The sequence below is a fragment of the Porphyromonadaceae bacterium W3.11 genome (genome assembly GCA_030434245.1).
Lineage (GTDB): Bacteria > Bacteroidota > Bacteroidia > Bacteroidales > Porphyromonadaceae > Porphyromonas_A.
On record JAUISX010000004.1, the window covers coordinates 286,822 to 307,725 of the forward strand.

General features: G+C 44.3%; 23 protein-coding genes. 20 read left to right on the forward strand and 3 right to left on the reverse strand.

The features are described 5' to 3' along the window. Window positions 1-149: 149 nt before the first annotated feature. Both QYZ87_07780 and QYZ87_07785 read right to left on the reverse strand, forming a co-directional pair. Complete coding sequence (locus QYZ87_07780) at window positions 150-1,226, reverse strand: hypothetical protein (GenBank protein ID MDN4754425.1); 1,077 nt, start codon at window positions 1,224-1,226, stop codon at window positions 150-152. Between the two features lie 767 nt (window positions 1,227-1,993). Then, entirely contained in the window at window positions 1,994-2,713 is a 720-nt protein-coding gene (locus QYZ87_07785) for a S24 family peptidase (protein ID MDN4754426.1), read from the reverse strand. A 92-nt stretch (window positions 2,714-2,805) separates the two neighbouring features. On the opposite strand from QYZ87_07785, the gene QYZ87_07790 reads away from it, so the two are divergent. From QYZ87_07790 to QYZ87_07845, 12 genes are all read left to right on the forward strand, one after another. Then, entirely contained in the window at window positions 2,806-3,174 is a 369-nt protein-coding gene (locus QYZ87_07790; GenBank protein ID MDN4754427.1) for a hypothetical protein, read from the forward strand. A 6-nt stretch (window positions 3,175-3,180) separates the two neighbouring features. Further along, window positions 3,181-5,343, forward strand: a complete 2,163-nt coding sequence (locus QYZ87_07795; protein MDN4754428.1) for a transposase family protein — start codon at window positions 3,181-3,183, stop codon at window positions 5,341-5,343. A gap of 28 nt (window positions 5,344-5,371) precedes the next feature. Then, window positions 5,372-6,211 (forward strand): ATP-binding protein, encoded by an 840-nt coding sequence (locus QYZ87_07800; GenBank protein ID MDN4754429.1) that lies wholly within the window; start codon window positions 5,372-5,374, stop codon window positions 6,209-6,211. A gap of 2 nt (window positions 6,212-6,213) precedes the next feature. Continuing rightward, a complete protein-coding gene (locus QYZ87_07805; GenBank protein ID MDN4754430.1) occupies window positions 6,214-6,447 on the forward strand; it encodes a hypothetical protein in 234 nt (77 codons plus the stop codon). A gap of 2 nt (window positions 6,448-6,449) precedes the next feature. Next, window positions 6,450-7,070, forward strand: a complete 621-nt coding sequence (locus QYZ87_07810) for an AAA family ATPase (protein ID MDN4754431.1) — start codon at window positions 6,450-6,452, stop codon at window positions 7,068-7,070. Window positions 7,071-7,078: 8 nt separating this feature from the next. Further along, on the forward strand, window positions 7,079-7,417 hold the full coding sequence (locus tag QYZ87_07815) for a hypothetical protein (GenBank protein MDN4754432.1): 339 nt from the start codon (window positions 7,079-7,081) through the stop codon (window positions 7,415-7,417). A gap of 14 nt (window positions 7,418-7,431) precedes the next feature. Continuing rightward, window positions 7,432-7,908, forward strand: coding sequence for a hypothetical protein (locus tag QYZ87_07820; protein ID MDN4754433.1), 477 nt, complete (start codon window positions 7,432-7,434; stop codon window positions 7,906-7,908). A 25-nt stretch (window positions 7,909-7,933) separates the two neighbouring features. Next, the gene (locus QYZ87_07825) at window positions 7,934-8,647 is read left to right on the forward strand and encodes a DUF3164 family protein (GenBank protein MDN4754434.1); all 714 of its coding nucleotides are present in this window, start codon (window positions 7,934-7,936) and stop codon (window positions 8,645-8,647) included. A 35-nt stretch (window positions 8,648-8,682) separates the two neighbouring features. Beyond that, on the forward strand, window positions 8,683-8,904 hold the full coding sequence (locus tag QYZ87_07830) for a hypothetical protein (protein ID MDN4754435.1): 222 nt from the start codon (window positions 8,683-8,685) through the stop codon (window positions 8,902-8,904). Further along, window positions 8,901-9,245, forward strand: a complete 345-nt coding sequence (locus tag QYZ87_07835) for a hypothetical protein (GenBank protein ID MDN4754436.1) — start codon at window positions 8,901-8,903, stop codon at window positions 9,243-9,245. Before QYZ87_07830 ends, QYZ87_07835 begins: the two co-directional genes overlap by 4 nt. A gap of 48 nt (window positions 9,246-9,293) precedes the next feature. After that, entirely contained in the window at window positions 9,294-9,527 is a 234-nt protein-coding gene (locus QYZ87_07840; GenBank protein ID MDN4754437.1) for a hypothetical protein, read from the forward strand. 100 nt (window positions 9,528-9,627) lie between these two features. Then, complete coding sequence (locus QYZ87_07845; GenBank protein MDN4754438.1) at window positions 9,628-15,102, forward strand: hypothetical protein; 5,475 nt, start codon at window positions 9,628-9,630, stop codon at window positions 15,100-15,102. Window positions 15,103-15,159: 57 nt separating this feature from the next. On the opposite strand, the gene QYZ87_07850 is transcribed toward QYZ87_07845, so the two are convergent. Further along, a complete protein-coding gene (locus QYZ87_07850) occupies window positions 15,160-15,726 on the reverse strand; it encodes a hypothetical protein (protein MDN4754439.1) in 567 nt (188 codons plus the stop codon). 227 nt (window positions 15,727-15,953) lie between these two features. Between QYZ87_07850 and QYZ87_07855 the strand changes: the two genes are divergently transcribed. The 8 genes from QYZ87_07855 (at window position 15,954) to QYZ87_07890 (ending at window position 20,888) form a co-directional block, all read left to right on the forward strand. After that, window positions 15,954-16,742, forward strand: coding sequence for a DNA adenine methylase (locus QYZ87_07855; GenBank protein ID MDN4754440.1), 789 nt, complete (start codon window positions 15,954-15,956; stop codon window positions 16,740-16,742). 113 nt (window positions 16,743-16,855) lie between these two features. Continuing rightward, the gene (locus QYZ87_07860; GenBank protein ID MDN4754441.1) at window positions 16,856-17,809 is read left to right on the forward strand and encodes an HK97 family phage prohead protease; all 954 of its coding nucleotides are present in this window, start codon (window positions 16,856-16,858) and stop codon (window positions 17,807-17,809) included. A gap of 12 nt (window positions 17,810-17,821) precedes the next feature. Then, window positions 17,822-18,694, forward strand: coding sequence for a hypothetical protein (locus QYZ87_07865; GenBank protein ID MDN4754442.1), 873 nt, complete (start codon window positions 17,822-17,824; stop codon window positions 18,692-18,694). 2 nt (window positions 18,695-18,696) lie between these two features. After that, window positions 18,697-19,110, forward strand: a complete 414-nt coding sequence (locus tag QYZ87_07870) for a structural protein P5 (GenBank protein MDN4754443.1) — start codon at window positions 18,697-18,699, stop codon at window positions 19,108-19,110. A 3-nt stretch (window positions 19,111-19,113) separates the two neighbouring features. Beyond that, complete coding sequence (locus tag QYZ87_07875; GenBank protein MDN4754444.1) at window positions 19,114-19,488, forward strand: hypothetical protein; 375 nt, start codon at window positions 19,114-19,116, stop codon at window positions 19,486-19,488. Further along, window positions 19,454-19,918: a hypothetical protein gene (locus tag QYZ87_07880; protein ID MDN4754445.1), complete on the forward strand. Its 465-nt coding sequence runs from the start codon at window positions 19,454-19,456 to the stop codon at window positions 19,916-19,918. Before QYZ87_07875 ends, QYZ87_07880 begins: the two co-directional genes overlap by 35 nt. A gap of 2 nt (window positions 19,919-19,920) precedes the next feature. Then, complete coding sequence (locus tag QYZ87_07885) at window positions 19,921-20,433, forward strand: hypothetical protein (GenBank protein ID MDN4754446.1); 513 nt, start codon at window positions 19,921-19,923, stop codon at window positions 20,431-20,433. Then, window positions 20,430-20,888: a hypothetical protein gene (locus tag QYZ87_07890; GenBank protein MDN4754447.1), complete on the forward strand. Its 459-nt coding sequence runs from the start codon at window positions 20,430-20,432 to the stop codon at window positions 20,886-20,888. Before QYZ87_07885 ends, QYZ87_07890 begins: the two co-directional genes overlap by 4 nt. The last annotated feature ends 16 nt before the right edge of the window (window positions 20,889-20,904 follow it).

Sequence of the window (20,904 nt, forward strand, 5' to 3'; positions counted from 1 at the left end):
TGACTTTTCTACTACCAGTATAAGGACTTGATTCTTATGTAATACGTTAAAATAAAGTTATTGAGATTTGATTCAATATATAAGAAAAGTCGGAAACTCTCTTTTAAGTTCCCGACTTTTCCATGCTATAATAACTAAGGGTCTATCTATTAATCTTCAAACAAACGAACTGTATATCTATCATTCAGATCATAATACCAGTCATTCGTGGTATCCATAAGACCTAAGCTGTATGATGTAAAAAAGGCATACCAGCAGTATTTCCCAGTACTTGTACTACTTAAAAATCTTGCATTCGAACCCTTCATTTGGACCTCATTATCAACATTAATCCATCCACTCAATGGTATATATTTAGTAATATCTTGACTGTTATTTTTGTCCCAATAGGTTGCATTTGTAATATCCTCAATGGTACCTGTGAAGCTTTTTCCAAGTAGTCTGACCGTAATAATTACGATCATATCTTCTGATTCATCTGAGTTAGGATCATCTACAAATTGATATCGCCATGCTGATAACAAGCTCTTATCTCCGTCAATTCCAGTAAACCTAAGTCCGTAGGTGACATAATCTTCAGGTGAGCTATAGTCGGAGCGATAAACTTTTAATTCTCCATTTTTCCCTATTTGAATCTCTTCCTCGACATCCTGGTATGTGGTTCTTTCCTTAAACGCTAGTTTGGTATCATTAATAATACCACGCCACTCAGCAATACTTGGTAGGTGATAATTCTTTCCCTCAATTGAAATGCTTGAGAATTTATTAATGGCATTATCCCAAGTAAAAAATCCGCTCACATTGTTCTTATTATTTGTCACGAAGCTTTTGGCATCTGGTGCAACGTTATGCTCAGCAATATACTCGATTGGCAATTTCACATGATCTTCTGGATCTGTAGGCTCACTTGGTTTTTGAACTTCATTCCTTAATAGTCTTATTGGGGTGCCAAAAACTTTTCCACTATATGAGTAATCCGAGTGTGCTCCTCCACTATAAATGTACATGTTATAGGCAGTAGTAGCATTCCCTTCAGTACTTAACCAATACATTGCATAATCGTTTACTCCAGTTTTAGAGCCATTTTCCCTTTCTATGCCAGTAAGAGGAAAGGTCTTAGTAATATCCTCGCTATTATTATTTGTCCACCATGATTCGTCTGCTATTTGTTGAATGGTGGTAGATGCTTTGCTTGGACCTAAATAGCGTACGGTAATTACCATCATTGAGCCTCCATCTGGATTATTTAAGAGGGCGTATCTCCAGGCACTAAGCTGATCATTATCAGCATCTTTGTATCTTAAACCATACGCAAACTTATTACCGATACTCTTGTAAGGGGGGTAAAACGATAGGTAAAAGAGGAAACCGAAAGGCGAATGGGTGAAATGCTTTTATACATCGGACTTTTGAGGGGGTCGGCATATACGGGCGGGGGCAAAACGAAATGTTCATTTGGGTTAATTTCGGGTTAATTTTGGGCTGAACGTTCGAGGTCATTCGAGTGATGTATGTTAATCGTTCGAGCGGAGGGGAATAGATAGGCGGTAGTATATAATTATAAGGAGCCGTAAGGTCGCTATAATGGCGGTCTTACGGCTTTTTATATGCTTCGCTCGATAGGCATTCGAGCAGTGTTTTAAGAGCTGGGAAAAAGGAGTTTTTCTATAGTTATTTTGGTGGGCACTCAAATGTTAATTTTGGCGGTTTTCGGAGTTAGCTTATGCGTTAGTTTATGCATTAGCTTATGCATAATAAAACGAAATGTGGTTTAGCTTATGCGTTAGCTTATGCAGTTGTTGGTCTTTTAGAAGTCGTACGCCCCCCGACTAATAGCCAAAAATAGTGCGAACTAGTATTAAAAGCAGTATATATATACCCCCTTTTGCCACCCACTTTCGCCTTCTTAAAAACAATTAAACACGCAAGGAATCCGCATAAACAAATGGAAGTCCTTAATTTTAGGGCAAAAAGTGTGCGTGTGTCTTGATTGCTACATTATATGATACCTGATAGATCCTTTAATGAGAGCTATTGAGCGGATGCTGGATAGTGGTATTTGCATCGGTGAGTGTGCTGGGTTTTCCGAGCAAAGGAGTACTGCGGAAGGGTCGCTCTCTATCTTACGAATATACTTGATAAGTATGAGCGTGTCTCCCTCTAGGATAATGGAGACTAAGTACATCTGCCCATATATAATGTTATTAAAGTTCTCAAACACCTTGTATAAGACTATGTCTCCGCTGTGGATAACAGGAGACATACTATCACCTGCAACCATTACGGCACCATCACACTTCGGCATGCGAGGGATGGATATATTATCAATAATATAATCGCTGATATCGCCTTGGGCGAGAATACTTGCGGTGGCTTCTACAGCGTATAGTGGTATGGTCTGGTACTCTACAATGCGTTCTTTTGACTTTTGTGGAAAGGTAGTTACCTTCGGTGTGGCTATATTCTTTGAGTGTTCAAATTTTGGGGCAGGAACTCTATCACGAAGCATGTCACCTTCTCCAGTAAGTAGCCAGTATAAAGAGTAGGACTGATAATTTTCAGCCACTTTCGACACCCACTTGGATTGTATGTCAGTACCCCTGCTAGCAGCTCTGGATAATGTGCCAGAGCTTGCACCAATAAAACGCTCTAGCTCGGTTATTGTGATGCCCTCATTCTCCGCTATTTCTTTAATCCTCTTAGCTACACACATAAAATATTCAGCTGAAAATTTACAGGTATGAAAATTATCATTTACCTTTGTGAACAGATAAACAATGTTTAACGGCTACAAATATACCGATTATGAAGCAAATTATTGTTACCAAGGAAGTGCGAGAATCTCTCATGGAAGTTTTTGGAGTGAACAGAACGACGGTCTGGTCAGCCCTTAACTTCAAAAGAGAAAGTAAGCTACACGAGAAAATTCGCAAGGTTGCCCTTGAAAAAGGAGGGCAGTTGGTAGGTGGTCATGAGCTTGAGACCTCATTTTCAGTTGGCAAGATGGTACAAACCTATGGCGGTTACTTAAGGATTGAGCACCTGTTTGACCTTGACCAGACCCTAGTGTACCTTGATGGTGAACTGAAAGAGGAGTACAAAGAGCTTAGCATCGTTGAGTATGAGAAGTTGCAACAGCGACTTATGACTCTAGTTGACACACGACACAATTAAAAAGATATGAAAGTGGAGTACTTTAATGGACATCTATGTATCAGCCGTGACGAGCTAATAGGTGGTGCCACTCCGCTCGTGAAGGAGGGTACTCTTAATAGCTGGATTACACGCAAGATTGTGAGACAATCACGCAAGGCTTTTGGCTATGGTGTTACTGCTCTGATTGAATATAATAGCCTTCCAAAAAGCGTTCGAGAGGCATTCGAGAAGCGTTACGGGGACCCTAAATTATTAGCTGTTCAGCAAGAGGAGCGAGAGTCGGGTTATGTCGAAGATGCCTTTGCACGTAACTTCTACGAGAGTCATACGTACGATAAAAATGGCAAGACGGTTCGACTAAAAGAGAAGTATATTAATCAATATACTATAGATGCGAGTGTGCTGAACTCTCTAATTGATCGCTGGGCGGTACTTCAGGCGACCACCAATAAGCTGAATAATAACCGTAAAGACTTTTGGAAGGTACTTTTAGACTATAGTGAGGCACTTAGGTATGACTATGGTCATAAGCTCCCAGCGAGTGAAGGGGGGTTAAGAAGGAAGCTGACCGCCTACAGAAAGGAGGGGTATGTCTCACTCATCAGTAAGAAGTTTGGCAATCAGAATACCGTTAAGATTACAGAAGAGGCAGGTTTTTTCCTTATTGCTCTCAAGCGTAATATGGACTATCGGCGAAATAACAGTCAGATTTTTGAAGAATACAATCGGGTGGCTCCAGATATGGGCTGGAAATCGCTCGACAGCCTTCAGAGCCTCACAGCTTTCCTCAATGATCCTGCTACGAAGCAGAAGTGGCTTGCCACAGAGTCAGGGGAGACCCTAGCCAATAAAGAGCTCACTCGCCTACAGCGTACCATTATGCCTACCCGTCACAACAGTGTATGGGAGGGTGACGGTACAAGGCTTAACCTCTACTTCCGAGACGAAGATGGCAGTAGAACTACTACCGACGTGTACTATGTAATGGATGTGACCACACGCATGATTATAGGGTGGAGCTACGGTAAGGGCGAGACTTTTGAGATGATTCGGAAAGCCTTTCGGATGGCACTTGAGCGGAGTGGTGAGCGACCTTATCAGATTAAGACCGATAATCAAGGCTCTGCCAAGAGTGGTAGAGGACAGGAATTTATTGAGAGCATCGCACTTATGCGGAGCAATTCAGCAGTCTATCGCTCCAGCTCGAAGCTAATTGAGTCTGTTATTGGCGACCTACAGAGGATTGAGCTACGCAAGTACCCCAACTTCACTGGCACCAATGTTACCGCCAGAACAGGTCGCCCGAATATTGATTGGCTCAACGCCAATAAGGACGATTACCTCCCATCTTACGGAGAGATGATTGCCCAACATGAAGAGGCAGTACGGAGGTGGAATGAGACCATTGTCACTCGTGACGGCAAGAGCCGACAGCAACTTTATGCAGAGCTGGTGAATGACGAGCTACCCGCTGTTACGAAAATGGACTATATCAGGATTTTCTGGGAGCTACACCCTTACACTAATACCTACACGCAGAGTGGTATCACCATCACTCGTGACGGCAAGGAGATTACCTACGAGGTGTTAGATGACCGTCACCTTCCAGATGTTGAATGGTTATTGGAGAATACTGGGCGACAGTTTCAGGTCAAGTACGACCCCGATGATATGACACAGGCTTGCTTATTTAGCATTGACCCCGATGGTGAGCTACGATTTGATCGAGAGCTAAGCCCTTACCTTCAAGTGGTACGTGCTGCTCAAGATCAGACAGCAGACGATGCTAGGTACGCTCAAATCCTTGTACAGATGGATAAGCAGATGCGTATGGAGCGTGAAGCACGAGGAAGAGCCATTGATTACCTCTATGGTCGCACCTACGTACAGCCACGAGTAGCAGGACTTTCCACTGCCGAGAATGAGCGAGTTGAAGAGCGTGCTAGAGAACTTGAGGAGGAGTACCGTGGACGAGTAAAAGTGGCGAAGAGCGAAAAGCGACCAGTTAAAAAAGTCGATATACCTAAGGTCGTCCTAATGGAAGAAGCTCCAGAGAAGATTATCCAGAAAGCACAGCCGATGTCTCTAGGGCAGGTTATGAAAGCTGAGAGTAAGATGGATTATGAAGATGCCTGGCTCGCTCACCAAAATGCAGATAATAGGAAAGAGAGAATATCAAAATATTAAAGTAAAACAAATACAAAGACAACGAATTATGGAAGAGAGAGAAAAGAGAAGAATCCAGGGACAGCTGGAAGCGTATGTAAGGGTCAGTGGTAGCCAAGCGAAGGCAAGTAAACGACTAGGCATCGGTGGGGCTACCGTTAGTGCTATCCTTAAGGGGAATTGGGAGCAGATAAGCGATGATATGCTCAGACGTGTAGATGCAAAGACAGCTCGCAGTCATGAGTGGCAAATCGTCTCTACAAATGCATATACTGAGATTACCAGTGTGCTAAATCGTTGTCACCAAGAGAGTAGTGTTACATGGGTAGTAGGCGAGGCTGGGAGTGGGAAGACCACCACAGCTCGGCACTATGCTAGCACCACGGAGCATGCTTACTATGTGCTATGTAGTGAGGATATGCACAGGCGAGACTTTCTCCATACCATTAGTAGGAGCCTAGGATTTAGCCTTCCAAAGCAGAACCTCCGTGAGAGTCTGATGGATGTCGTGGATAAGCTCCTTAGTATGGATCGTCCGCTCCTTATCTTTGACGAAGCGGATAAGTTGAGTGATAGTGTATTCCATTACTTCATCCAGCTTTACAACCTACTGGAGGATCGGTGCGGTATGACTTTCCTGAGTACAGCATACATTGAGAAGCGTATGCAAAGGGGGCTTACTCTAAAGAAGCGAGGTTATGCCGAAATGAATAGCCGATTGGGGCGGAAGTTTTATGTGATAGATCCTACAACAGGCGTAGATGTTTACGGCATTTGCCAAGCCAACGGTGTGGAGGATAAGCATGGGATTGGTGATATCATAAGTGATGCGGAGCAGTATCAATTTGACCTCCGTAGGGTGAAGAAATTAGTTCAGGCAAGGAGGTAGCTATGATGGATATTCAAATAGAGATGAGATTCCCAACATTGACGAGGGCAGAAGCTCTTAGAATGTATGAGCCTATACTTGAAGAGCACCCAGACAATAAGGGGTTAATACTGATAGTCTCTTGGCTAAAAGAAATGCCCGATTATGCTAAGGTGCGGATTAAGGCAGATGTGCTGAAGAATATCTATGAAATAAAGAGAGTAGATAGAAAGAAGGCAAAAAGGGATAAAAAGTAATTATGGCGAAACAGGCAATGAGCGTGAGCCAACTATTGGCTCAGAAGAAGGAGACCTTTCAACTAAGCCCTGAGTGGCAACTTGCCTTTGATGAGCCTGAGAAAGTCGGCACATGGATCATCTGGGGGCATAGTGGGAATGGTAAGACTACCACTGCCCTAATGCTCGCCAAAGAACTTTGTAACGAAGGCACTGTGTTGTACAACTCACTTGAAGAGGGTACCTCGCTCACTCTGATGAATGCTGCTGAACGTTGCGGATTGGCAGAAGTGAATAAACGATTACAGTTTATCAGCGAGGATATGGACACATTGCTTACTCGCCTGAAAAAACGTCGTAGTCCTAAAATAGTATTTATTGACTCCTTCCAATACACTCAAATGAATTACCCTCAATATCTAAGGTTTAAGGAAGAACTTCCACGACACCTTCTTATCTTCATTAGCCATGCTGAAGGCAAGTTCCCGTCAGGGCGAAGTGCAAAGAGCGTGATGTACGATGCCACCTTAAAAATCTGGGTGGAAGGATATAGAGCTCATAGTAAGGGAAGGTTCATCGGAGAGCGTGGGTATATCGATATCTGGGATAAGGGAGTAGAAGACTACTGGGGAGATAAAAAGTAAAGAAAAGAATGAGAGAAGAGCTATTTATAGGATTGAGTAGAAAATACAAGTGCGACTTCAATAAGGCAGAGCTTCAGGCAGTGTTACGGATGTTAATTTGGTACATACATAGTCGAGACACATCATATAATGACATAGTAGTGTTGGCGAATCTTCAGAGAGCAATGAAGCTAGGGCAAAGGCTTCAACACAAGCTATTATTAACAGAGAAAAATAGATGTAAGTTTACGCTCAATACACAAGAGGCAAGCACTGTGTATATCATCTTAGGGCTTCTTCCTAACAGCGAGCTTGATCCTTTAGATGGGGTCGTGGTTAGGAAATTGTATGACGTAATAATGAAATAAACAGAATTTGAGTTATGGCTAACAAACGAAACTACGCAAGGCTATACTGCTTGCTTAGGGAAGTGATGCCCGAGCTTGATGCTGAAGAAGCAAAGAGTACGGTAGCAACCCAAGTGAGCGATGGACGTACCGAGAGCCTTAGAGAGCTGAGCGACGATGAATTTGAGGAGGCTCTTGATCTTCTGTCTAGGCAGATTAAGGAGAGCAATGCAGATGTGAAGAAAGCTCGGAGCAAGGCACTCCATCAGCTTCAGAAGTACGGCATTGATACGACTGACTGGGAGGCAGTTAATAGATTTACACGGCAACCCAGAATTGAAGGCAAGGATTTCTACCACCTAAATGTGAAAGAGTTGGAGAATTTAACAAAGAAAATGAGAGCAATCAACAGTAAGAAAGTAGAGCCAATTCCCTCTCGAACAAAAGAGAGAACGGATTATCAATTGATCTGGGTGAAACCAAGTTCAAAGAGAAAAATGTATGTCAATTAATAACCCAATAAAATAATAGAAGGATATGGAAGATAAGAAAAATGAAACGAAATTAACAGCTGAAGAGTATGAGGAGCTTCAGGCACTACGTGCGGAGAAAGCCAAGCGAGAAGAAGCAGAACGCAAGCAGGATGACCTGCGAGCTTATCGAGAGCTAGTTGATGAGACCATAGAGGCTATAGTACCACTGCTGACAGAGACAGCTGTTAGCCTTTTTGAGACGAAGGAGGCTGTCTTTGAGATCTTTGACGAGGTCATTGAGACTAAGGAACAACTCCTAGGGATCACCCCAGAGAAGCAACGCTCACACACCTTCACCAATTCCGAAAGTACGAAGCGAATCACAGTTGGCTACCATGCTACAGATGGTTACTTAGACACGGTTACTGATGGCATTGAGATGGTCAAGAACTACCTTGAGAGCCTTGCAGGTGACCAGAATAGTCAGAGCTTGGTCAGCATGATCCTTCAGCTCCTTAGCACTGATAAGCGAGGTAACCTTCAAGCATCAAGAGTCGTCCAGCTTCGCAAACATGCTGAAGAGAGTGGTAGCGAGCAATTCATGGAGGGTGTGAGGGTTATTGAGGAGGCGTATAACCCTACTAAGACTCGTCGTTTTATTGCTTGCCAGGTAAGGGATAAGAATAATGCTTGGCGAAATATCCCGCTTGGTATGACTGATGTGGATAAGCTCAGTGAAGTGATGGAGCAAGTCTTAGTAGAGCAAGAATATGAATGATAAACAATATTGAACGAAATAAAATAACAAGTATTATGCAACAGATTAGTTTAGTAACCGCAAGGGTTGTGAGAGAAAATGAACAGTATGCGTATAAGCTCGTAGGGAAAGGTGAAAAATACCTTGTTCGCCACGAAGATGGCGATAATGCAGGAGAGTCTATTAGGGAAGCTTTGAATGTCATGGATGATTTCCATGTCTTAGCGGATGTTGCTGTTACCTCTATTGCAATCACTAATATAAGTGGGGTATTATGATTATAGCTGTTGACTTTGATGGTGTACTGAATGCGAGAGAGTACCCTAAAGTTGGGGCGACCGTGCCTGGTGCTGTCAGTGCTATGCGAGAGCTTCATCAAGCAGGGCATACGCTTATCATCTGGACATGCCGAGAAGGTCAAGACCAGACAATGGCAGTCAATTGGTTACTTGAGCATGGCATACCATTTGATGGTATTAACTGCAACACCAAAGCGAATATCGAAGAGCACACGAACGACTGTCGAAAGATATTTGCAGACCTATACATTGACGACCGACAGGTAGGTGGTTTTGTTGGCTGGGAAGCTGTACTACAGTGGATTAGACAATTAGAATGACCGCCATTTCGTTATAATTGATTATATTTGTGGTAAGGAGGTAGCTATATGGATAACGATAACGTGAGTGAATACACCCTAAAAAGAGCTCTTAGAGTTTACGAAATCTATCAAGCCCACTATGAGTCCGGATCCCACAGTCGTTCATCGAGGTGGGTTTACTTTCATCGTGTTCGCCCTGTATATGCTATCTCCGAAACCACCTATAAACGATATCTTAAAATTGCTCGGGACTTTCATAATCAAGAAGCCGTCGATGATATCCCACTATCTTCATCATAAAAAGAGAGAAATCAGTACCAAAATGGTACTGATTTTTTGTTTGTAGGTATTGCTTGGCGAGTTTTGCACCATATATAGAATATAAATAGAGTGTGGTGCAATGTCTGTATTTAGTATTTATCGCCCCGATGGTATATCGCTGTTAGAAGGGTATCAAGAAAGAAAGAAATTTAACTGGGAGGGTACCTGTTATCGCTCTATTATGGGTGTAAGCACTCTTCAGTTAAAGATAGAACTCAAATCTGCTATAGATATCCCTGTAGGAAGCTTTATTGACTACGGAGGTCATCGCTATACATTATACTATCCGCACTCCATAACTAAGCTAAACACCAAGAGCTTTGAATATCACCTCCTATTCCATGGAGAGGAAGAGGAGCTAAAGCTCTTTAAGCTGAAGGATGTCTCAGGAGGGAAGCCTTACCGCCTTAAATTCTTCTTAACTGCTAAGCCCATTGACTTCTTGCGAGTGATAGTGGACACCCTTAACCTCTCTAGTAGTGGTTGGACTGTGGGCAACTGTATTGAGGCAAGCGAAAAGACCATCGCTTTTAATCATGAGAATTGCTTTGCTGTTCTTCATCGAGTAGCACAAGAGTTTGATAGCGAGTGGAAGATCGAAGGCAAACAAATTAGCCTAGGCAAGGTGACCCACATGGCTGACACACCTCTTGCCATGCAGTATGGTTATGGCAACGGCTTCCGAAGTGGCGTTGGTCGTCGTAATGATGGCGACAGCCAACCTATTGGTAGGCTCTATGTAGAAGGTGGTAAGCGAAATATTGATCGCTCTAAATACGGCAGTAGTACGCTCTTACTCCCCAAGAATGCCACTTTAATTTATGAGGGGAAAACCTATCGTACTGATGCTGACGGTATGTCTATCACTTGTGATGGTAATAACCATCCAGCTGAAGATAGCTACGATGGCTCAGGAGTGTACCCGATGCGAGAGGGCACGGTATCTGAGGTGGCACAAGTAGTAGAGGGTGGTAGTACTTTTTATGACATCAAGGATAACAGCATTCCTGCAAGCTTAAACTTCAATGATTATCGCATTAAAGGCGAAAAAGCGACTATTGTCTTTCAATGTGGAGCTTTAGCTGGGCGAGAGTTTGACATCGTGCAGACTGAAGAGAACTTAACGGGTTACATTCACGAGGAGCGACGATTTAAGCTTATCCCTGAAGAGCTAGATGGCTTTGAAATGCCAGGTGGCACTTTCATTCCTGCAGTGGGCGATAAGTATGCCTTATTTAATATTTCATTACCGAACGAATACCTTTCAAACGCCTCTCAAAAGATGTTCAAAGAAGCAGTGAAATACTTCCATGACCATAGTCATCCCACCTTTATGTTTGATGGTGAGGTAGACCCCATTTGGGCGAGACAGAATTGGCTGGAGGTTGGAGGTATGTTTGTTCCTGGTGGTCACATCCTTTTTAGCGACCCTCAGTTTCATCCAGAGGGTAGTGTCATCCGCATTATCGCAGTTAAGACCCCCATAGGCGAACCATATCAGCCTGAATTAACCCTATCCAATGCACCGCTGTCAGGATCATTTGCCAGCACACTTGGTAAGCTGGAGGCAGAGCCAGTGCTTGCTGAAGAGCGAGAGAGGGGACTTCGCCAATACACGAAGCGATATTGGCAAGATGCGAAGGAGTCTCAGAATATGCTTCTACAGGCTATGGGTGCCCTCGGTGATGAATTTACCTCGACACTCTCTCCAGTAGCTCTACAGACCATGCAGGTACTGGTTGGTAGTGCAGCACTGCAGTATCGCTTTGTGACCTCCAAGGCAGCACCTGCGACTGCTAATCACCTTATCACATGGAATAAAGTAGGAGCTTCGCTTGATGTGCAAGCAGGTATTATTCAGCATCGCACACTAGAAATAGACACGATTACTTTCAATAGGATGCCTTCCGACTTCCGTTACTGGGATTTGCCACGGTACAAAAGCCCAGCCCTTACTAACCAGCTTACACCTTACTACCTTTATGCCAAGGTAGAGAAAAATGGAACGGCAGGTGCATTCGAGCTGGACGATAAGGCACGCCCCTTTGAAAGTGCAAGTCACTTTAATCTATTAGTAGGCTTGCTCAGCTCAGAAAGAGAGGGTATGAGGAGCTTCGCACCGATGTACAGCTACTCTGAGCTAACACCTGACGGGCTAACCACTCGGCTAATTAAGAGTTTAGATGGCTCAACCTATTTTGACCTCGAGCGGGGTGAGATAGGTGGTAACATTCTATTTAGAGGTGGTTCACTAGAGGAGTGGGCAGAGAAGACAGACAATGCAGTGGCGAAGAGCGGCTACCAAATTCACAGCCCCTTTACCGAAGTCTTTCTTGTTGGTCAAAACGATGTCGGCTATGGAACATGCGAATGTAACCCTAAGCTTTATCAATATGGTGAGGAGGTGCCATTAGATATCAGTAAGGTTCGAGTATATCGTAAGGGTTGGACAAGAGATAATAAGATGCTTGAGACGGGAGAGGACCCCTTCGAGCTAACACCTCGCATCTTGAACAACCTTAGGTACTTCATAGATGACTCCTACATTGACACTCTGCCGTTATATGGTGTACGGCTGGATGTGGTTTATGCAGAAGAGTGGATTAGTCTTAATGAACCTCCATACAGCCAGCCTGTCAATATACTTGCGACCAACTCATATACCTATTACCATGTCAAAGATGGAAAGAATGGTGCTGATGGTCAAGACGGCCAAGATGCCCACACACTGCTTTTTGCCATCTCAATAGATGCCAACGTTCGAAATGGTGAGGTAAGTGATATCTGGTTCCCAAAGCTGACTGTCATGTATGACGGTAGTGAGATTACCGACTATGAAATGGTGTCAGTGGAAAGCAAGTATAATGAAAATAACTGGAGTGAAGAAAACTGGAATGCTACATGGCAATGCTTTGAACTCGACATAATTAACACAGGTTATACGAATGGTGTTCGCTTGGATGTTCGAGTGCATTATAGGGGATTGACAGCGACCAATAGTGTCTTTATACCTAACACAAAGGATGGGTATGACGGCAAAGATGGAGAAAACGGAGTGAGCATTGTACGTGTTGATGGGGAGTTTGCAAAGAATAACAATTCTACAAAAGCACCATCTGCTGGATGGCAGACTACATCTCCAAGCATTACAGGCAACGAACAGCTGTGGACACGCACCAAGACGATTTATTCAAGTGGTAACCCGACTTATACGAATGCCATAAACATCACTCCTAAGCAAGGAGAATCTGGACGAAGTGTTTCTAGCATTACTGAGGAATTCGCCATCAACAATACCAAGTCGGAACAGCCGAATACTGGCTGGAGTACCTCACAACCAGCTTGGGAGCAAGGTAAGTACATCTGGAGCCGTGTGAAGATTGAGTATTCAAATCCATATGGAATTGAATATACAGGCTATGCGGTTAGCTCGGAGTGGGAAGCGGTTAACGCTATCCAAATCGGGGGTCGCAATCTCAACGCATATTCAAATTTGACGACAGGAGGTTTCTTCAATCAACAGAACAATTACGAGCTGGCAGTACATGATTTACACTCATACAGCGACTATATTCCTTGCGAAGCCAATGCACCATATACTATTAGTAGCTCTGTAGCGTTTAGGAACTTCCGCTTTGTCTTTTATGACGCTAATAAGGTTTTGATAGAGGGTAATATTATTACTGTTAATTCAAAAATCAAAACCTATACGTCCCCATCTAATGCAGTCTACTTTAGGTACTCTCTTCAGAATATCGATAAGACCATCAAGATAGAGCGAGGTAACAAAGCTACTGACTGGTCTGAAGCACCAGAAGATATTGAAGCTCGCAGGAAGGAGAGTGAGGAGAGGTTACAAACAGCAATAAACCAGCAGAAGTACATCACGAGGGCAATTCGTGACGGCTCCACGAACATTCATGGTGGACTAGTGCTCACCAATATGATTGCTGTAAAGGATACTCCTCACGGTGACGAGGTGATTTCCAAGGAGGAGGTTTTTAGTGGTTTTTCTATGAATGGTCAAGATTTACCTTCTGCCGACATGGAAAGCAAGTATCAGCTTGGAGTTAATGATGTCACACCTCCAACTGGCACTTGGGTAGTCACCCCTACAAATCCTACTTCAGCAAGACCAGTACTTTGGGCAAAACTATTTATTGGCTATCAAGATGACGAGTATTATTCTAGCGAGGTGAAAATCCCAGTAGCCTACTATTACCAAGATAACCCAGTCGTAAGTGTCACACCCCAGCTTCACTTTAGCGATGATGGGACATGGCAACCTATGAATTGGTTCGCCAGCAACCTCTCTATGGGTGGTTATGTTCGTGGGCGTGCCGTCGTCAAGTACACCAAGCCTATAGAAGGTAATGTCGTTGGGTATATGAGTGCCTTGGGTGGTGATATGCCTTTCATTGGTGCTGGCGTTCAGAACTTCCGTGGTAAGGGAGGTGCACCCGAGAGCCGTATGGTAGAGATATGGCCTAATGGCAGATTTAAGTTTGCTGACTTGAGATACAACCCACATAATGATGAGCTGGAATGGATTAACGATGGAGAGCCATATATGACACATGGTGGCACTCCACTTAGCATTGCACAACTTCAGGCTCAGGCTGGCGAAACCGTCAGGACAATTGCCACCTTCAGCGTGAATAGTAGTGGTGTTCATACCCTCCCTAATTCAGTCCTAACTCTGACCAAGGAAGGTGGTGAATTTAAGTTCAGTACAAGGGTTGTGGCTACAGTAATGATAGCAGCTGGAAGCTTTATGGGTACTATTTATGATGACTTTGGCGTAAAAGCAGACTGTACGGTGAGCCTCTATCTAAGGCGAACTCATGGTAGTCAAGTCTCTCATTACACGCTTGGCACATCAGTTATTGCTACTGCTTCTGTTCAAGTACATCAGAGGTCTAGAGATGATGACCGATTCGATGTGGAATTCTACTGGGGTTCCACCTCCTCGAGTGCTGACGTAACGATTGAAGATCGTTTGACCAATTTACCAGTTGGTAGTTATGACCTGTGTCTATCGCTCGTAAATAGCGTCAATGATTTCGCTGATGTGTCTGGCAGTGTACAGATTACCAACTTGAGAGAAGTGATGTATGACTCCCCTAATATCAACTATATCCGCTATACCTCTAGGGGCATGATGGCATATTACGGCATCAGTAAACACTTCGTAATTGATAAGGATGACCCAAAAACCTTCGTGACGCTTAAGGGAGCAACCGACCTCCCAGGAATCCTAGCAGGTGGTAGGTGTGATAGCTATGGTACCGTAAACTATCAATGGGGACGGTATGCCGATGCACAGGGCTACACAAAGGCTCGAGTTGAGAAAATCGCCTATGGTAAGTATAAGGTACACCACTCTATTGGACATACACGCTACACTCCCCAAGTGACTGTTGAGAATGTCGGGAGCTTGGCGAGTTCCAACTTTACAGATGTCCGAGAGACTTACTTTGTGGTGATGATCTACGGCACCAATGGGCTTCGAGATGCCGCCTTTAGTTATAACTGTGTAGGAGAAAATGCATAAAAGTAAGGACACCCATGCGAATGAGTGTCCTTACCAAAAACGATTATGAATAGAGAGTTAGTTAGTGCCTTGCTTAACCAGTTCCTTATACTCGGAAGCGGTTATTGGAAGTGCCGTAAAAGCATCTTGAAAGAGCTGATACACCTTATCGGTGTCGCCCTTATTATAGGCTTGGCGTATCTTCTTGGCTGCTTCAATCACTACAGCATTGGGAATATAAGCGATGGTATCGCCCATAGGAAGCGTGAAGACATAGTTTCTATTATCCAGGAAGTAGTCCTGAAGGGAGCCATCCTCCACACTGATGATATCGGTACCCCACATCTTAATGGCAACATTCTCAATATCCCTTTGCACATCGCTTACAGAGCGGTGAACATTCTGACCGTTACTAGCCAGCTTGAACTCCATTTGTCCAGCTTGCTTGACAATCTCAAGCGGAGTGAGATGTTTAGGGTTATCCGAAGTGCTTCTGAGTGCTGTTCGAACGTTAATCGACAGCTTCGCGTTAGGGTCAAGCGGTTGGATTTTCTTATCTTCTGGCTTCTCTGGGTCACAACCAGCTAAGGCTAGAGTGAATGCTAGTGCTACGACCGATAAGGTTTTAAGAATCTGTTTCATCATGATCATTTAGTCTATAAAGTAAGTAATCCATCATCAACATAAACGGCAGAGATGGCTATAAAGAAGCCCCTGCCTCCAGCCAAGGCAAGCTCTCACACAGACCTTCGGCTAGTAAAGGTGACGCAACACCACGACAGGGGCTATATATATGCCCAGGAGTCAGGTGTTGCGTCACCTGCTTATGTGTGAGAGATGCACAAATTTAATAATAATAAATGAATAAAGTAATGAGAACTCCAATTACCTATTATGGGGGCAAACAGACCATGCTCCCACACATCCTACCCCTTGTGCCTTCGCACGAGATTTATACCGAAGCCTTTTGCGGAGGTGCGGCACTCTTCTTTGCTAAGGAGCCAGTGCGAGCTGAGATTATCAATGACCTGAACCTTGAGCTGGTGAACTTCTATAATGTCGTACAGTGCGACTATGAGAGTTTGAAGGAACTCATTGATAGTACACTTCACTCCAGAGATGTTCATGCCCATGCTCGGCATATCCTGCAGTACCCTAGTTTCTTTATTCCTGTAGAGCGAGCTTGGGCTGTGTGGGCTTGCTCTAAGATGGGATTTGCCAGCAAGCTAGATGGGAGCTTTGGCTACGACCGTCGTGGCACACAGACAAATAAGCTCCGCAATGCTAAGGATAACTTCACTCATGAACTTTGTTACCGTCTGGAGCATGTGACAATTGAGAATCGAGATGCCTTGGAGGTCATTCAGACCTACGACACCCCAGAAGCCTTTCATTTTATAGACCCTCCTTATGTCGGCACCAATTGCGGACACTATACCGATATGTTTGGTAGGCGAGAGCTGGGCGACCTGTTGGAGGTACTGAGTGGGGTACAAGGCAAGTTTATGTTGACCAACTTTCCAGATGATGATATCCAGCGGTACGTGCGTCAGCATGGGTGGCATATCCATAAAGTGGAGCGGACGATCTCCGCATCACGTACACGAAGGCGAAAGCAAGAAGAGTGGATGGTGGTCAATTATGAGGTAGAAAACTCTTAAAAAGCAATGAAAAAGGGTTGAAGTGCAGAAATCAGTACCAAAATGGTACTGATTTTTGCTTTATGGGTCTGAACTCTACAACTTTGCCTTGTAATGTAATACGTAAATTGATTATGGCAAAAGATAAACTACCAACCTTCGTGCTCCATGATGAAAGCGTGAACACACATGGCTTTCGGATGCTGACATCTGGAGCTGACCTCACGGAATTCATCAAAAATCCCGTGATGCTTCTTAATCATGACGATTGGGACTTACCAATTGGCAAATGGGTCAATATCCGAGTGGAGGGGGACAGGATTCTTGCGGAGGCTGACTTTGATATGGCTGACGAGCAAGCCAAGGAGATTGCACGAAAGGTAGCTGATGGTTACATCCGTGCTTGCTCTATTGGAGCTTGGGCGATTGAGAGCTCCGATGACCCAAAGCTCATGCTTCCTGGTCAAAAGCTCTCCACCATCACCAAGTGGCAAGCTAGAGAAGCAAGTATCTGTCCTATCCCAGCGAACCATAACGCCCTCGCATTATATGATGCGTATGGAGCAAAGATTAACATGGAGAGCGAGATCGACCTTGAGACTGTGATACAACTAATAGATAATCCAAACAATAAAAGTAACGCAATGAACAGAGAACTACTTAATCTTCTATCCCTTAGCGACAATGCTACGGAGCAAGAAGTGACTAGAGCTGTTGAGAATCTCCAACTGGAGAAGAAAGAGCTGAACGACCAGCTGAATGCTATCCGAGAGGAAGAGAGAAAAGCCCAGCGAGAGGAAGCTACCGAGCTGATTAATAATGCTATTGCGAGTGGTCAGATTGATGCCTCGGCACGAGATTCTATGCAGAAGCTATTCGATGCAGACCCCGAGTCCGCTAAGGTAATCCTCTCCGCACTACCCAAGCGACAGAGTATCGCTCGGCAACTCAACAAAGACCATAGAAGCGATCCACTCCTTGAGAAGAGTTGGGACGAGCTTGACCGCTCAGGTGGTCTAGCGAAGCTTAGAGATAAGTACCCAGATCGCTATGAAGAGCTAAAGAAAGAGAAGTTTAACTTGAAGTAACAAAAGAACGATATGGCACTACAAACAGAAATTTGGATAAATGACATTATCGAGGGACTATTTGCAGATAATAGCTTTTTGAGTCGATCAGTAGACCACTCAGATTATGTAAAAGAACGGGTTGTTCATGTTCCAAATGCGGGGAAGTCGAGGGGAGTAAAGAAAAACCGCTCCTCATACCCAGCCGTTGTTGAACAACGGGAAGACATCGATCTTACTTATATGATAGATGAGTATACCACGGATCCAGTCCATATCACGGATAAGGATAAGGTGGAGCTGTCGTATGATAAGCGGCAGAGCGTCATCCGTCAAGATAAGTCAGAACTACACGAGGAGGTAGCGAAAGGTATATTGGAAAACTGGGTTCCCAAGAAAGAGGCAGGACAGATGAATTTGATTGGAAGTAAGTTTACTCGCCAAGATCTGTCAGCCATCCGCAAGAAGTTTAACAAAGAAGGCGTGCCACAAAAGGGACGCTGTGTCCTTTTAGATCCAGATAGCGAGGGAGACCTCTTAGATAGTCTTACTGAGAGCCAGGCACAGGCTTATCACTCCGCTGTAGACGTTGAGCGTGGCGTCGTTGGCAAGATACTCGGTTTTGAAATTCTGACACCACGCCCAATGCCAACTGGAGTAAAGGCTCTTGCTTGGCATCCGAACTCCCTTTCTCGTGCTATGGGCGACGTTAAGGCATTTGACAATTCTAACGATGCCACCTATTATGGCGATGTTTTGTCGTTTTTGTTGCGTGCTGGTGGATCAATAATTCGAGATGATGCAAAGGGAGTACTTGCACTTAAATCCGCGGGAGACTCTCTTGGTAATAGTGGCGAAAGTATTGATGCAACTGGGGGAAGTGATTCAGAAGATATTGGTTTATAGTTATGAAACCACCTAGAGGCATACGAAATAATAATCCTGGTAACCTGCGAGTGAATCACGCCAATAAATGGCGTGGCAAAATCACAGGCAGTGCCAAGAAGGATAAATCATTTGAGGAGTTTGAGACTCTTCATTATGGTTATAGAGCTCTCTTGATTCTTCTTTGCACCTATATCACACGTTATAATCTCCGTACGCTTCGCCAGGTGCTCACTCGCTACGCACCTCCTAACGAGAATAATACAGAGAGATACATCACATCAGCTTCTACGCTTTCCGGTATCCCACTTGGGCAATACTTGAAAGCAAACGACAAGGAGAGAATCTGTAGGCTCGCCTATGCGATTAGTCGAGTAGAGAATGGAGTGTATGTTGGTACGATGAACGATGTGTATACAGCTTGGGAAATGATATAAGAGATGGAACTATTAGCAAGCATACTCACGCCACTAGTCACAGCTATTGCTGGCTGGCTGATTGGCAAGCGTAAACAAGACAACGAGTTTCTTGATGCTCAGCTGGCGTCTATCAATGCTCTTACTGAGAGCTATCACAGCACCATTGAGCGGTTTACAGGAACTCTGGAGAGGTTTGTTGAGGTGAGTCAAGAGAATGCCAATCTAAAGGGCGAGATGAAGACTCTTCGTGGTGAGATATCCTCTCTCAAAGGAGAGAATACTAAGCTTCGCAATCGAGTTAGAGCTCTTGAAAGACTCATTAAAGAAATGGAAGTTGATTTAGACTGTGAAGATGTTAAAGATGAACAAGCAGAAGGGACTGAAAGGGACGTATAATCTACTAGTGGTACTCCTATTGCTACTCACTAGTTGTGGCATAAAGCGACCCATCATCCAGACGGTGCCGATTAAAGAGGTTACTACAGCCGAAGTAGAGACTTTGGAAATTCCGGCAGACTCGACTGAGCTTCGACTGCCAATCGAATGTCTCCCGAACGGTTTACCGAGGATTACTCAAACGGATAGTGCCACGCCTAGCAGTATTCGGCTGAATTGGTCGCTTAGAGACAATAACCTCAATCTTAAAGCCCTTGTACCACCCTCTCGGGTACAGTATCTAACACGCACTATCACTCGAGAGGTGCCTGTAGAGGTGGTACAAGAGGTTAAGGTTAATCAGCTGTATTGGTGGCAAAAAGCTTTAATGGCAATCGGCTTAATTACCTGTTTATATGGAGTTGTAAAAATCATATTAAGAATAAGATAACTATGGCAGAGAAGATAAGAGCAAAACGAAGAGTGAAGGAGGGCTACATTGGTGACCCTATCACTAGTGAAACGGAACTAGGTACTGCGACCTTTGCAACCAAGCTTCCTTTAACCCTCAGAGATGACGAGCTGACCTTTAGTCAAGAAGACCCAGAGAAGGAGGAGGTCTATACTCACGAGATGGACAGTCCTGTATATACAGACTATGTGATGAAGCCTGTGGTGGTTAGTGGCACCTTCCTTGGCTTGACCGATGACCAAAAGAAGCTCCTCCTTGGTGGTGAGGTGAAGGACGGCAAGTATCTCCACAATTCTAGAATACCTATCCTTATGAAGAGTCTGAAGTGGATAGACCACGCAGGTAATTACATCATTTGTACCAATGTGTCTGGGTATGTAAAATACGAGCCAAGCATTGGTAAGAATGGACTGGAGCGATATCCGTTTAGGTTCACCTGTATGGCTGGTTCACCCGATTGGGATGTGGACATCGTGGAAGGTCCAGGTGCATGATGAAGGGAGCTAGAGAAGTGCCCCATAGGGCAATAGACTTAATGCTAGAGAGGGGCGTGAGGTTTCGACTTGCCGCCCCTCTTTGGCAAAGATGGCTCCAGCTAGACTGGGTAACAATTCAGCCTCCAAAAGTAGGGACGGTGTTCCTTATCTTACGAGAGATGATGCAATATGAGCTGGATGACCTCTCCTTGATTGTGTCTGAGAAGCCCACGGAAATGCAAGCTGAAGGAGTCGCAAGAGTTGTGGCAGTTGCTATTCTTGGCAAGGAAGCGACTGATGAGGAGAAGATGCAGAATCTAACTAACCGCTTAAATGAAGTAGCCTGGGATAGCCTTCTTGAGCTGTATAGTATCATTAATCAGATGCTTCAGATTGATTCTTTTCGGAATACTACCGCATCGCTCGGGGCAATAGCCATGAGTCTGATGAGGGTCAAGAGGAAGGGGAGTTAAAAGGCAAGTCAAAAGG

What these genes read in the sequence shown, in the direction of transcription:
- QYZ87_07815 (MDN4754432.1), top strand. Translation starts at nt 7,079, where the DNA reads ATGAGAGAAGAGCTATTTATAGGATTGAGTAGAAAATACAAGTGCGAC.
- QYZ87_07790 (MDN4754427.1), top strand. Translation starts at nt 2,806, where the DNA reads ATGAAGCAAATTATTGTTACCAAGGAAGTGCGAGAATCTCTCATGGAA.
- QYZ87_07795 (MDN4754428.1), top strand. Translation starts at nt 3,181, where the DNA reads ATGAAAGTGGAGTACTTTAATGGACATCTATGTATCAGCCGTGACGAG.
- QYZ87_07825 (MDN4754434.1), top strand. Translation starts at nt 7,934, where the DNA reads ATGGAAGATAAGAAAAATGAAACGAAATTAACAGCTGAAGAGTATGAG.
- QYZ87_07785 (MDN4754426.1), bottom strand. Translation starts at nt 2,713, where the DNA reads ATGTGTGTAGCTAAGAGGATTAAAGAAATAGCGGAGAATGAGGGCATC.
- QYZ87_07780 (MDN4754425.1), bottom strand. Translation starts at nt 1,226, where the DNA reads ATGATGGTAATTACCGTACGCTATTTAGGTCCAAGCAAAGCATCTACC.
- QYZ87_07830 (MDN4754435.1), top strand. Translation starts at nt 8,683, where the DNA reads ATGCAACAGATTAGTTTAGTAACCGCAAGGGTTGTGAGAGAAAATGAA.
- QYZ87_07885 (MDN4754446.1), top strand. Translation starts at nt 19,921, where the DNA reads ATGGCAGAGAAGATAAGAGCAAAACGAAGAGTGAAGGAGGGCTACATT.
- QYZ87_07860 (MDN4754441.1), top strand. Translation starts at nt 16,856, where the DNA reads ATGGCAAAAGATAAACTACCAACCTTCGTGCTCCATGATGAAAGCGTG.
- QYZ87_07800 (MDN4754429.1), top strand. Translation starts at nt 5,372, where the DNA reads ATGGAAGAGAGAGAAAAGAGAAGAATCCAGGGACAGCTGGAAGCGTAT.
- QYZ87_07835 (MDN4754436.1), top strand. Translation starts at nt 8,901, where the DNA reads ATGATTATAGCTGTTGACTTTGATGGTGTACTGAATGCGAGAGAGTAC.
- QYZ87_07880 (MDN4754445.1), top strand. Translation starts at nt 19,454, where the DNA reads ATGAACAAGCAGAAGGGACTGAAAGGGACGTATAATCTACTAGTGGTA.
- QYZ87_07855 (MDN4754440.1), top strand. Translation starts at nt 15,954, where the DNA reads ATGAGAACTCCAATTACCTATTATGGGGGCAAACAGACCATGCTCCCA.
- QYZ87_07890 (MDN4754447.1), top strand. Translation starts at nt 20,430, where the DNA reads ATGATGAAGGGAGCTAGAGAAGTGCCCCATAGGGCAATAGACTTAATG.
- QYZ87_07845 (MDN4754438.1), top strand. Translation starts at nt 9,628, where the DNA reads ATGTCTGTATTTAGTATTTATCGCCCCGATGGTATATCGCTGTTAGAA.
- QYZ87_07865 (MDN4754442.1), top strand. Translation starts at nt 17,822, where the DNA reads ATGGCACTACAAACAGAAATTTGGATAAATGACATTATCGAGGGACTA.
- QYZ87_07820 (MDN4754433.1), top strand. Translation starts at nt 7,432, where the DNA reads ATGGCTAACAAACGAAACTACGCAAGGCTATACTGCTTGCTTAGGGAA.
- QYZ87_07875 (MDN4754444.1), top strand. Translation starts at nt 19,114, where the DNA reads ATGGAACTATTAGCAAGCATACTCACGCCACTAGTCACAGCTATTGCT.
- QYZ87_07850 (MDN4754439.1), bottom strand. Translation starts at nt 15,726, where the DNA reads ATGATGAAACAGATTCTTAAAACCTTATCGGTCGTAGCACTAGCATTC.
- QYZ87_07805 (MDN4754430.1), top strand. Translation starts at nt 6,214, where the DNA reads ATGATGGATATTCAAATAGAGATGAGATTCCCAACATTGACGAGGGCA.
- QYZ87_07840 (MDN4754437.1), top strand. Translation starts at nt 9,294, where the DNA reads ATGGATAACGATAACGTGAGTGAATACACCCTAAAAAGAGCTCTTAGA.
- QYZ87_07870 (MDN4754443.1), top strand. Translation starts at nt 18,697, where the DNA reads ATGAAACCACCTAGAGGCATACGAAATAATAATCCTGGTAACCTGCGA.
- QYZ87_07810 (MDN4754431.1), top strand. Translation starts at nt 6,450, where the DNA reads ATGGCGAAACAGGCAATGAGCGTGAGCCAACTATTGGCTCAGAAGAAG.